At 38.4% G+C, this 12,189-nt stretch carries 9 protein-coding genes; 7 read left to right on the plus strand and 2 right to left on the minus strand.

All coding sequences use genetic code 11. The annotated features are described in order from the left end of the window. Positions 1-69 precede the first annotated feature (69 nt). Positions 70-1,707 (plus strand): LVIVD repeat-containing protein, encoded by a 1,638-nt coding sequence (locus ACKWCD_RS02740; RefSeq protein WP_413982394.1) that lies wholly within the window; start codon positions 70-72, stop codon positions 1,705-1,707. 71 nt (positions 1,708-1,778) lie between these two features. Here ACKWCD_RS02740 and ACKWCD_RS02745 read toward each other — a convergent pair whose 3' ends face one another. Continuing rightward, the gene (locus ACKWCD_RS02745) at positions 1,779-2,903 is read right to left on the minus strand and encodes a DUF4369 domain-containing protein (RefSeq protein WP_413982395.1); all 1,125 of its coding nucleotides are present in this window, start codon (positions 2,901-2,903) and stop codon (positions 1,779-1,781) included. 103 nt (positions 2,904-3,006) lie between these two features. Continuing rightward, the gene (locus ACKWCD_RS02750) at positions 3,007-3,525 is read right to left on the minus strand and encodes a hypothetical protein (RefSeq protein WP_413982396.1); all 519 of its coding nucleotides are present in this window, start codon (positions 3,523-3,525) and stop codon (positions 3,007-3,009) included. Positions 3,526-3,621: 96 nt separating this feature from the next. On the opposite strand from ACKWCD_RS02750, the gene ACKWCD_RS02755 reads away from it, so the two are divergent. The 6 genes from ACKWCD_RS02755 (at position 3,622) to ACKWCD_RS02780 (ending at position 12,136) form a co-directional block, all read left to right on the plus strand. Beyond that, complete coding sequence (locus ACKWCD_RS02755) at positions 3,622-6,531, plus strand: FAD-binding and (Fe-S)-binding domain-containing protein (RefSeq protein WP_413982397.1); 2,910 nt, start codon at positions 3,622-3,624, stop codon at positions 6,529-6,531. Positions 6,532-6,638: 107 nt separating this feature from the next. Further along, complete coding sequence (gene aroC, locus ACKWCD_RS02760; RefSeq protein WP_413982398.1) at positions 6,639-7,703, plus strand: chorismate synthase; 1,065 nt, start codon at positions 6,639-6,641, stop codon at positions 7,701-7,703. 64 nt (positions 7,704-7,767) lie between these two features. Beyond that, on the plus strand, positions 7,768-9,096 hold the full coding sequence (locus ACKWCD_RS02765) for a dicarboxylate/amino acid:cation symporter (RefSeq protein ID WP_413982399.1): 1,329 nt from the start codon (positions 7,768-7,770) through the stop codon (positions 9,094-9,096). 22 nt (positions 9,097-9,118) lie between these two features. Next, complete coding sequence (gshB, locus tag ACKWCD_RS02770) at positions 9,119-10,150, plus strand: glutathione synthase (RefSeq protein WP_413982400.1); 1,032 nt, start codon at positions 9,119-9,121, stop codon at positions 10,148-10,150. Then, a complete protein-coding gene (locus ACKWCD_RS02775) occupies positions 10,143-10,967 on the plus strand; it encodes an N-formylglutamate amidohydrolase (RefSeq protein ID WP_413982401.1) in 825 nt (274 codons plus the stop codon). The genes gshB and ACKWCD_RS02775 overlap by 8 nt, the downstream gene beginning before the upstream one ends. Further along, positions 10,964-12,136 carry a flavohemoglobin expression-modulating QEGLA motif protein gene (locus ACKWCD_RS02780; RefSeq protein WP_413982402.1) on the plus strand — a complete coding sequence of 391 codons (1,173 nt, stop codon included), beginning with the start codon at positions 10,964-10,966 and terminating at the stop codon, positions 12,134-12,136. Before ACKWCD_RS02775 ends, ACKWCD_RS02780 begins: the two co-directional genes overlap by 4 nt. Positions 12,137-12,189: the final 53 nt, after the last annotated feature.

Consider the following 12,189-nt stretch of genomic DNA (forward strand, 5'->3'; position numbering starts at 1 on the left):
AAATATACACTTTGACTAAATTTGACGTTCAGTTAGTCCCAAATCTAATTGTATTAACCTATTTATCCAATGAAAAAAGTCTCCCTAACAGCTTTATCTGTTCTGTTTTTCGCTGTGTCTTGTAGTGATGAAACTATAATCTATAGCGACCCTCAAAGTGATGTTTTACCCGAGAATAATCAAGCGGTACTTGAACAAAGTATTGTTTATGACAATGCTGGTGTGATTGACATTTCTGAAGAAGCAACGCTGTCTGGTAAATCTTCGAAGAATAATGAAGATCAGATTGCAGGTGATTATCCTTTAACTTTAGTTGCACAGGTTGCTGCGCCTTCTAGAAGTGGTGCCGAAAACCTGACTGCAGCACACGTAGATTTAGTTGGCGACTATGCTTATGTTGCCTACAATACGGTAGAGGATGGTTATTCTGGTGCAATTGATATTATTAATGTTAGCGATCCTACAAACCCCAGAATAACGAGTCGTGCATACTACACAAATGCAGATGTTAACTCTATTAAATATGAAGATGGTTATGCTTACGTCGTAGGTGGATTCAACTCTGAGAAATCGGCAACCATTGATTTTAACTCTTTTGTTGGAAAGATTCCTGTTTCTAATGGAAGGTTTGATCTTAGTAATATCATATATGGTTTTCAGGAAGGATTTAATGCTACCGATGTAAAAACCACTGCAAATTCGATTTTAGTTACCAGTGGTAGAGATGGTTATCTAAAATCCTATTCTAAAAGTGATCTAAGTGCTATCATTGAGGCTCCCTTTGATGATTTAAGATCTATAGCAATTAATGGAAGCACTATTGCTGTATTAAATGCAACTGAAGGAGTAAACTTGTTAGACAGTAATTTCAATATTACGCAGCAAATTTCAATAAATTCTGACTTTGGTGACTTTAGTAAACGTACAATAGATTTTTCAGGAGAAAACATTGTTGTTGCTGAAGGTTCTCGAGGAGCTGGAATCTATAATGCAAGTACAGGAAGCTTAATTGAATATGTTCCTATTTTAATTAACCCAGAAGGGGTTGATCCAGCTAACGTGGTAACAAATGCGGTTGCTAAAAATGAAAATGTATTGTTAATGGCAAACGGAGGAGCTGGATTGTGTTTATCAGAAGATCAGGGTAATAATACAGATTTAGTCGGAATCATCGAACTGAACGGTTCTACAAACTTTGTAGCCTCAAAAGGAGATTATATTTTTGCCGCAACAGGTAAATCAGGATTACAAATTATCAAGTTAAATAGGCCTAGTGATACCCTTGAAGCAAGTTGCGCTAACATACCATCATACAACGGAGGTAATAATTTGAATGTAAATTCTGGTGAAAATTTAGCTTTCAGAGGTTCTAAAAGATTTAATCGTATAAATGTTGGTGGTGAATTACTTTTGTGTGGCTCTTGGACGGTAAGAAATGCGACTAATATTAACGCGAACGGAAGCTTTTCAATGAACGGTACTTTTGTCGTAGGTAGAAATAACAGACGAAGAAATATTACTGTTAATGAAAATGCCACTTTTAAAGTAGAAGGTAACCTAACAATTTATGGAGATTTGATCTTGAATGACGGTGCAACATTAGAATTCTTAGGTTCAGATTCTGTAGTAAATATTTTCGGAAGTGTTCAAAAAGCTTCAACTGCAGAAGTTATAGGAACCTTTGACGACGTCAGAAATAAATTCTAAACCAAATCTCAGATACAAACAAAAAACCCTGATTATTTTGTTAATCAGGGTTTTATCTTTTGAGACCGTTTTTAGTTAAGTAATTCAGCCACCTTAGCCTCTAATGCCGGACCTCTTAAATTCTTTGCTACAATAACTCCGTTTTCATCCAAAAGAAAAGCAGCTGGAATTGCATCTACGTTGTACATTTTTGCAATGGGATCGTTGAAATATTGGATATGAGAAACATGATTCCATGTTAATCCGTCATCTTGAATCGCTTTTTTCCAATCTTCAGCCTTTCTATCTAGAGAAACACCTACTACATTTAATCCTTTATCATGATATTTTTGATAAACAGCTACGACATTCGGGTTTTCGGCGCGACATGGCCTGCACCACGCTGCCCAAAAATCAACTAAAGTAACTTTACCCATCATATCTTTAAGAGCTAATTGTTCTCCATCTACTCCAGGTGCTGTAAAGGTAGGAGCAATTGCTCCAATCTCTGTCGCTTTGCCCTTCTCTGCTTTTACTTTCAAAGCCTCTAATTGCTCTGCTATTTTTTTGGCAGCGGAAGACTCTTTGATTTCAGGAGTGAAGGTGTCATAAATGCCTTGTACTTCTTCTGCTTTGATGGTTCTAGTGGCAATACCTTTGTCAAGAAGAAGTACTGAAATTAACGCATTTGGGTTGGCATCAATAAAGTCTCTTTCAAAGCTCTTGTACTCTTGCTGAAAATCTTGCATTTCTTCCCGTAAGGCAGACATTTTAGCTTCATCACCATTCGCAGATTGCATATCGTTCTGAATAGCAACTGCCTGTCTAGACATTGCTTGCGCCTTTGTTACGTATTTAGAAAATAGGTCATTCTGAACAGTTCCCTTTACTTTTGCAAGACCAAGACTATCTTTCTGAGCTGTAATTTCTATTTCCCCATTTTCAATGACAACACCGGTGTATCCTGGTGAATTATCTACAAAAACATATTGTATTTCAGGAGCTCCTGCTTGTCCTATAAAGACAAATTTTCCATCTTTCACCTCTGTAGTATCTACATCTACCGGTTGATTGTTCTCACCTTGTTTTTTTAGGTAAACTTTTGTTCCGTTTTCCACTTCACCAGTCAAAGTTCCTTCAATAGTAAATCCCTCCGGATTCTGATTGCATGCAATCAAAGTAATTAGAATAGAAAGGGATAAAATAACTTTTTTCATCTTTTTATTTCTTTGTAAGCCGCAAAGGTAGTTATTAATATTAGGATTAAAAAAGCCCTTAATCTATTAAGACAAGGGCTACAATTACTTTTGTAATGGTACTTTAGAACTGGTACCGAATACCGAGTCCAACGTCAAAATCAAATCGATCATCGAAGCCTCCGTAACCTATAATGCCTATTTCTGGTCTTATGTCTAGGGAAATTAATAGGGGTAAATTTCCAAAGTTGTATTCCAAGCCAATATCACCCGCTCCTAGAACAAATAAACCTCCACCTGGCTTCTCTATAATATTGGGGTCATCAACATTTGGTCGACTTTCGAAACTAGCAGTGCCTGCTCCACCTCCAAATCCCCAATACCAATTCAAGCCCCCACTGATGGTGTAAATGCTTTGAAAAAGCAGAACTGCTTTAACTGCATCGTATTCCCGGCTATCGCGATAACCAAGGTTCAATTCCGCTCTGCCATACCGTCCTATCGATTTTTGATATGATATTTCTGCTCCAAAACCATCACTATCGCCTAATCGAAGTCCGATAGTATGATTAGCAATATCTTGAGCTGATAGTGAGCCTACTGCTAAAAATAGTGCGAAGGCTAATAATTTTGTGATTTTCATATGTTCTTTTGATTTAGTAGTAGTTTCCCAAAAAGGCTATTTATATCTTTGTCCTAATCATGAAAACTTTATTTACTACCCAAAAATTGTTCCGAATTGGATAAAATTTTACTAAAAGAACTAGAACAGAGTTTAGAAGGAGAGTTCAAAGTAGATCCACTTACTAAAACTTTGTATGCCACTGACGCATCTGTTTATCGTAAAGTTCCTCTAGCGGTTGCTTATCCGAAAACATCTACCGACATTCAGAAATTGATTGGTTTTGCAAATCGGAATAAGGTTGGTTTAATCCCTAGAGCGGCGGGAACCTCTTTAGCAGGACAATGCGTTGGTGATGGAATTGTGGTAGACGTATCTAAGCATTTTACTCAAATACTAGCTTTAGATAAAGAAAAGAAACTGGTCACTGTTCAGCCAGGGGTTATTCGAGATGAACTTAATCAGCATTTAAAACAGCATGGTTTGTTTTTCGGACCTAACACATCTACCTCGAATAGATGTATGATCGGAGGTATGGTCGGTAATAATTCTTCGGGTACAACTTCAATTCAATATGGAGTAACACGTGATAAGGTGGTTGCCATGAAAACAATCTTATCAGATGGAAGTGAAATGGTTTTTAAGTCGCTTTCTAAAAAGGAATTTGAAGCAAAACCTCATGGAAATACTTTTGAAGCATCACTTTATAGAGAATTAATTAAAGAGTTGTCAAACAACGATATACAAAATAGTATTTTAGAGGAATTTCCAAAAAAAAGTATACATAGAAGAAATACAGGTTATGCTGTAGACGAATTGCTTAAGAGTAACATTTTTAATGATGGATCTGAAGATTTTAATTTTTGCAAACTACTTTGCGGTAGTGAAGGTACTTTAGCATTTACAACGGCTATTACCTTACAATTGGACGATTTGCCACCGGAACTTTCGGCAATGGTAGTGACACATTACAATACCTTGGAAGATTGTTTAAGCGATGTGGCTCCAACAATGCAACACAATTTGCACACCTGCGAGATGATGGACAAGGTGATTTTGGACTGTACCAAAAACAACAAACAGCAATTAGCAAATCGGTTTTTTGTAGAAGGAGATCCTGCAGCGCTGCTCATGCTTGAAGTAAAGGCGGATACAGAAGCGGATTTGGAAAAACAACTTGTTGAATTACAACAAACCATTAAAGAGTCTGGCTTAAGTTATGCTAGTCCCGTATTGTATAATGAAGATATTAATAAAGCCATTGAACTCCGAAAAGCTGGACTAGGACTTCTTGGAAACATGGTAGGTGATCGTAAAGCGGTTGCCTGCATAGAAGATACTGCGGTCGCCCTAGAGGATTTAAAAGATTTTATTGCAGAATTCACTGCGATAATGAAGGGGTACGACCAAGACGCTGTTTACTATGCTCATGCTGGTGCTGGTGAACTACACTTAAGACCCATTCTTAATCTTAAAAAGAAGGAAGATGTTTCGCTTTTCAGGGCAATTACTACCGACGTTGCTAAGTTGACTAAAAAATATAAGGGTTCCTTCAGCGGGGAACACGGTGATGGCATTGTCAGGGCTGAGTTTATTCCATTGATGATTGGGGAGAAGAACTATGAATTGCTCAAACGTATTAAGAATTACTTTGACCCTCAAAATATATTCAATCCAGGAAAGATTGTTGACGCGTATCCTATGGATGAATCTTTGCGCTATAAAATTGACCGAAAAGAGCCTGAGGTGAAAACCCTTATGGATTTTTCGGATAGTGAGGGCATTCTTAAAGCTGCTGAAAAATGCAATGGGAGTGGGGATTGTAGAAAAACAGAGAAAATGGCTGGTGCCATGTGTCCGAGTTACCACGCCACAAGAGACGAAAAGCATACTACTCGTGGTAGGGCAAATGCGTTACGAGAGTTCTTAACGACTTCCGAAGAAAAGAACAAGTTCAATCAAAAGGAACTGAAAGAGGTTTTCGATTTGTGCCTGAGTTGCAAGGCCTGTGCCAGCGAATGTCCTAGTAATGTAGATGTTGCTACCTTGAAAGCTGAATTTCAGTTTCAATATCAAGAAGCGAATGGCTATCCTTTGCGGAGCAAACTGTTTGCATATAATACCAAGTTAAACAAATTAGGGGCCTCTGTTGCTGGGCTTACAAATGCAATTTACAACTCGAATTTTCTAAGTGGTTTAGTAAAGAAATCTGCTGGCATAGCAAAAGAAAGAAGCCTTCCTAAAGTTTATAGTTTTGATTTTGATAAAGAGTTACAAGCTATTAAAAATAAATATACTACATCCGAACAAAAAGTAGTTTTGTATATTGATGAGTTCACCAATTACTTAGATATCGAGTTAGGTAAAGATGCGATTGAAGTACTGATGCGATTGGGTTATGAGGTAGAACTGTTTTACGCCGAAAGTGGGAGAACCTATTTGTCCAAAGGGTTTTTGAAACAGGCAAAGGAACTGGTTCTAAAGAACATTCCAAAATTGAAGGCATTTGTAGAGAAGGGACTTCCGGTTATCGGATTAGAACCTTCTGCCGTCTTAACTTTTCGAGATGAATACAAGCGATTATCAAATGACAAAGAAACTACGGATGCCATCTCCAAAAACGCTTTTCTTTTAGAGGAATTTCTATCTCAAGAAATCAAAAAAGGAAATATTACAAAGGAGCAGTTCACTAAAGACGCTAAAACTGTCAAGATTCATGGGCACTGCCATCAAAAGGCTTTGAGTAATCAGAAAGTGACTTTTGATGTGCTGAATCTCCCTGAAAATTATACCGTTTCTATAATTAGTTCGGGTTGCTGTGGCATGGCTGGTTCTTTTGGTTATGAAAAGGAACATTACGAGGTGAGTATGCAAATAGGGGAGTTGAAGTTATTTCCGTCTATAAGAAAAGCTAAGGAAGATGTAATTATTTCAGCCAATGGAACGAGCTGTAGGCATCAAATCCATGATGGAACCCAGAGAAAAGCCTTGCATCCGGTAACAATAATAAAAGAAGCGTTGATTTAAAGTAATGGACTCCTTTTTGGAAGGCAATTATTTAACATTTACCTTTACCCTTTGTTTGATTGATTTTTTAACCTTGAACCTGAAACTTTAAACTTTAAACCTTCAGAATGGCGGGAAATACCTTCGGAAACCTTTTTAAACTTACAACTTTTGGAGAATCTCATGGAGTTGCTATCGGCGGTGTTTTAGATGGATGTCCCTCCGGATTGGAAATCGACCTTGATGCTATCCAAAACGAGCTAGACCGAAGAAAACCCGGACAGTCTGCAATAGTAACCCAACGAAAAGAACCGGATACAGTTGAATTCTACTCGGGAATATTCGAAAAAAAAACAACGGGAACACCAATCGGATTTGCTATTCACAATACCAATCAAAAATCACACGATTATTCCCATATTAAAGATTCCTATCGTCCATCACATGCCGATTATGTGTATGACAAAAAATACGGATTTAGAGATTATAGAGGTGGCGGACGTAGCTCAGCCAGAGAAACGGCAAGTAGAGTAGTGGCAGGAGCAATTGCCAAACAAATGTTATCTGGAATCAAAATAAACGCCTTTGTTTCGCAGGTTGGTGATATGCGACTTAAAAAAAGTTATCAAGATTTAGACTTATCACTTACGGAATCCAACGATGTTCGTTGTCCAGATCCAGAGATGGCAGCCCAAATGGAGGCCTATATCAAAGCGGTTCGAAAGGAAGGCGATACCATTGGTGGAATTATCACCTGCGTTATTCAAAATGTTCCTATTGGTTTGGGTGAGCCGGTTTTCGATAAACTTCACGCTGAATTAGGAAAAGCCATGCTCTCCATTAATGCCGTAAAAGGTTTTGAATATGGAAGTGGTTTCGAAGGGGTTAAAATGAAAGGTAGTGTCCATAACGACCAATTCAATTCCGACGGCAGCACCAAAACCAATCATAGCGGTGGTGTGCAAGGCGGTATTAGCAATGGTATGGATATTTACTTCAATGTTGCCTTTAAGCCTGTCGCAACTGTAATTCAGGGTTACGAGACCATCGACAAAGAAGGCAATATGGTGCAAACCCAAGGAAAAGGCAGACATGACCCCTGTGTAGTTCCACGTGCAGTGCCTATTGTTGAAGCGATGGCAGCGCTTGTTTTGGCGGATTATACCTTACTCAATCGCACGATTAAATTATAGTTTTTCTTTTCTAGAAATTTTCCATTCAAAATAGTATCTTACTTCCCTAAACCAACTAGGATTTATGAAGAAGTTAGAATTGCATTGGAAAATAATGATTGGAATGGTGCTGGGGCTGTTGTTCGGTTTCGGTATGACTTATTTCGATTGGGGTAAGGAATTTGTCACAAATTGGGTTGCTCCGTTCGGCACAATCTTCATTAAATTACTCAAACTTATAGCGGTTCCTCTCATTTTAGCTTCCTTGATTAAAGGAATATCGGATCTTAAAGATATTTCTAAGTTTAAAAATATTGGGCTTCGTACGATTGGAATATATATTGGTACTACAACGGTTGCTATTATTTTAGGCCTTGTGTTGGTAAACCTAATTGCGCCAGGTGATGGAATTTCCGAAGAAACCATCGATAAGCTAACCTCTACATATGCAAATGATAAGGGAGTTACCGCCAAGCTTGAAGAAGCTTCAAGGCAAAAAGAGAGCGGACCCTTGAAATTTTTAGAAGATATGGTTCCAGATAATGCAGTTTCGGCACTGGGGAACAATCAATTGATGTTACAGGTTATTTTCTTTACCATTTTCATGGGAATTTCAATGTTGTTGATAGGAGAGGATAGGGCCAAGCCTCTTAAAAACTTCTTTGACTCTCTTAATGATGTAGTCTTGAAGATGGTGGATTTGATAATGCTCTCGGCACCTTATGCAGTTTTTGCTCTGTTGGCAAATGTAGTGGTTTCATCCAGTGACCCTGAGATTTTATTGGCATTACTTAAATACGCAGGGGTAGTTGTTTTGGGACTTTGTTTGATGATTGTTTTCTATTGTATCCTAGTTTCAATATTTGCTAAAAAGAACCCATTTTGGTTCTTGAAGCAACTGAGTCCAGCACAATTATTGGCTTTTTCTACTAGTTCAAGTGCAGCTACACTTCCGGTAACTATGGAAAGGGTAGAAGAGCACATAGGCGTCGATAAGGAAGTTTCCAGTTTTGTACTTCCCGTTGGAGCGACCGTCAATATGGATGGTACAAGTCTTTATCAGGGTATAGCGGCAGTGTTTATTGCACAAGCGCTTAGTTTTGACCTTCCGTTAGCTGCTCAACTAACCATAGTCCTGACAGCTTTGTTAGCTTCGATTGGAACTGCTGCTGTGCCTGGAGCAGGAATGGTTATGTTGGTCATCGTTTTGGAATCTGTTGGATTTCCGCCGGACAAATATGCAATCGGTTTAGCATTGATATTTGCCGTAGATAGACCTCTTGACATGCTAAGAACTGTAGTAAATATTACAGGTGACGCAACAGTAGCCACTATCGTTGCAAAATCAGTAGATAAGCTACATGATAACCCCAAAGCCAAAAACTGGGACGACCATTATGATGAAGTAAAATAGAATCTGATAAAACCATTTCGACATGAACATCTGTTTTCTAATGTATCCGTGGGAAGATATTGACCCGGAAAACGACACAAGTCTCGCATTGATTCACGAGTGTGTAAAACGCAAACATGGCGTTGCCCTATGCACTCCCGCTAATTTGACCATACGTAATAGCGTTACCAACGCTTTTTGTACTGTAATTAATCGAATGGATAAGGTTTCGGGTAGTTTGAAATCGTTTTATAAACAGGCTACTTTAAGAGAGGAGATGCTTCCTTTGGCTGGGTTTGACGTAATATTCATGCGTGCCAATCCGCCTTTGGACCCCATTATGTTGAACTTTCTGGACTCTGTAAAGGATGATGTCTTTATTATGAATTCCCTTCAAGGACTCCGTGAAGCGAATAATAAACTCTATACAGCAGCATTCGGAGATTCGCATAGTAATATCATTCCAGCGACTCATGTGTCCAAAAACAAACGTCATTTAATCCGTCAAATAAAAGAATCGAAGGCAGATAAGATGATTCTAAAGCCTTTAAATGGTTTTGGCGGTTCAGGAGTTATCCTGATTGAAAAATCCGCAATGAGTAGTATTCAATCCCTATTGGATTTTTACATAACTAACTCTGATGGAACATCTAACTATGTCATACTTCAAGAGTACATTGAAGGTGCTGACCAAGGTGATGTGCGTATTTTGATCTTGAATGGAGAGCCCATCGGCGCCATGAAACGGGTTCCTGGTACCGATGACCATCGTTCGAATGTTTCTGCAGGCGGCTCGGTTCAAAAACATTCCATGAACAAAGAGGAAAAAGCACTTTGCAAGCAAATAGGTCCGAAATTAGTTAAAGACGGACTCTACTTCGTAGGTATTGATGTAATAGGGGGAAAGCTTGTTGAGGTCAATGTGATGTCTCCAGGAGGGATAACCTACATGAACAAGGTTTACAAAACCAAGATTCAATCCAAGGTGATTGATTTTGTTGAAAGTAAAGTAATTGACCAATTACAAGCCTTCGATAGACGCTCAAGGCTTCGCAATGAAGTTGAGAATGCTTAAACTTTCCGTAGATTCCATAATTTCCAAGATAAAATCTGAAATTCCTTTTGAAGCGGTTTCAGAAGACTACTCTTTTACCTTAAAAATAGAAGAATACGCCCCTTATATTTGCGGAGCGGTTCATGATGGGCACCAATTTCGGAAATCCCTTTGGGAAAATTGCTTACATACGGAATACGACAGATGGTACGAAGAAGACCCCTGTACCAAAGAAATGGTGCAATCACATCCGATTGTTATTACCGGTTGTGACAGTCGTTTTGAGTATGATTTAAATCGTGCTCCGGATACCGCAATTTATACCGATGCTTGGGGAAAGCAACTATGGAAAAGCCCCTTAGCTTCTGAAGAACGAGATTATAGTCTAGAAAAACACACTAATTTTTATAAGGTTGTACATGCTTTGGTTCGTCAAATTGAATCAAAATATGGAAAAGCCATCGTTTTTGATATGCACAGCTACAATTGGAAACGCTGGGATAGAGAAGTACCTACGTGGAATCTTGGCACTGCAAACATTGATAACAATCGTTTTGGCAAGTTGGCTGAATCTTGGAGTAAAAGGTTGGGAGAGATGGAACTTCCTAACGGAATCAAATCCACTTCTAAAATCAATGATACTTTTCAAGGGAATGGCTATTTCCTCAAATACATAACTCAAAACTTTGAGAATACTTTGGTTTTAGCAACGGAGATTGCTAAAGTGTACTGCGATGAGTACGAGGGCATACTTTATCCGGAAGTCATTCGTTCTGTGGAGGAACAATTGAAAGAATTGATACCTTTGCAGTTGAAGGAATTTCAGGAACGAGTATGATTCAATCCCCAAAGCTTAACGAATTACAGCGCGAATACGCCGATATCTTCGAAATCGATGCCAATTTGGATCGCTTGGTAAAGAAAATCGAACTATTGAGCTATGTGAACCCTTTAAATATTGAAAAAGAGAAGCATCAGTTCTTCGCTTCAAAATATTCCATAGATCCTGAATTTCGTTATCCAAAGTTAAAGTTTAGTCCGTATAAACTGCATCGTATGTTCTTTTCGCAACGTTTAGAGCGCATTGAAGATGAACAAATCCGTACGATGTATAAGGAAATCATCTACTACTATTCGAACATGGTACAATGTATCGAAACAATAGGGAAGAAGAAGAAATTTCATTACAATTCACTCCGAGTTTATGGTTCTCCTACGGAAAAAGATGTCGAAAATGCGCGATTTATACTCCACTACACAGACGAGCCTATTTCGGGAGATATGGAGAAGATTTTCACTGCTGAAGAGGCGAAAGCTTACTTTGAGGATTTTGCGGAGCAATATGATTTCCCGTTAAACATCAAATTTTCAACACATATTGCGGCAGAAGCCATGGTAAGTAATGCATCACAATCGTTATTGATTAAACGAAATGTCAAATTCAGTAAAAATCAGTTGCTCACTTTGGCCAATCATGAGATTGGTGTGCATCTAGTAACCACCTACAACGGACAACAACAGCCACTTAAAATCTTCTCTAATGGATTTCCTAAAAATGTTGAAACACAAGAGGGACTTGCTGTTTTCAGTGAGTACATGAGTGGAGCATTGACTCTAAAGCGCTTAAAGGAACTAGCATATCGCGTTTTAGCTTCCGATAGTTTGATAAAGGGATATACTTTTTCGGACACTTTTGATTTAATCCACAATCAATATAAGCTCAATCGCAATGATGCTTTTACCATAACCCTTCGCGCGCACAGGGGAGGAGGCTTTACGAAAGATCGACTGTATTTAAGCGGACTGCGCAAAATCTACAAGCGTTATCTACAAGAAGAATCTATGGAACCATTACTATCCGGTAAAGTCTCTTTAGATTACGAACAAGCCATCCAAAAGCTTCATAAAATAGGGCTTGCCGAGAAAAATCAATTTACCAACTTGGCTTACCTTCAAAATCTTAATTCGAATAAGACCTTGGACTTTATTTTAAATAACCTAAAGTAAAATTGTTCGCGACTAGTTCCTTATTTTATCGGAATTTGCGGAAGTTATGTTCT

Source organism: Maribacter taeanensis (assembly GCF_047345145.1).
Taxonomy (GTDB): Bacteria; Bacteroidota; Bacteroidia; order Flavobacteriales; family Flavobacteriaceae; genus Maribacter_C.

What these genes read in the sequence shown, in the direction of transcription:
- gshB (WP_413982400.1), top strand. Translation starts at nt 9,119, where the DNA reads ATGAACATCTGTTTTCTAATGTATCCGTGGGAAGATATTGACCCGGAA.
- aroC (WP_413982398.1), top strand. Translation starts at nt 6,639, where the DNA reads ATGGCGGGAAATACCTTCGGAAACCTTTTTAAACTTACAACTTTTGGA.
- ACKWCD_RS02765 (WP_413982399.1), top strand. Translation starts at nt 7,768, where the DNA reads ATGAAGAAGTTAGAATTGCATTGGAAAATAATGATTGGAATGGTGCTG.
- ACKWCD_RS02740 (WP_413982394.1), top strand. Translation starts at nt 70, where the DNA reads ATGAAAAAAGTCTCCCTAACAGCTTTATCTGTTCTGTTTTTCGCTGTG.
- ACKWCD_RS02745 (WP_413982395.1), bottom strand. Translation starts at nt 2,903, where the DNA reads ATGAAAAAAGTTATTTTATCCCTTTCTATTCTAATTACTTTGATTGCA.
- ACKWCD_RS02775 (WP_413982401.1), top strand. Translation starts at nt 10,143, where the DNA reads ATGCTTAAACTTTCCGTAGATTCCATAATTTCCAAGATAAAATCTGAA.
- ACKWCD_RS02750 (WP_413982396.1), bottom strand. Translation starts at nt 3,525, where the DNA reads ATGAAAATCACAAAATTATTAGCCTTCGCACTATTTTTAGCAGTAGGC.
- ACKWCD_RS02780 (WP_413982402.1), top strand. Translation starts at nt 10,964, where the DNA reads ATGATTCAATCCCCAAAGCTTAACGAATTACAGCGCGAATACGCCGAT.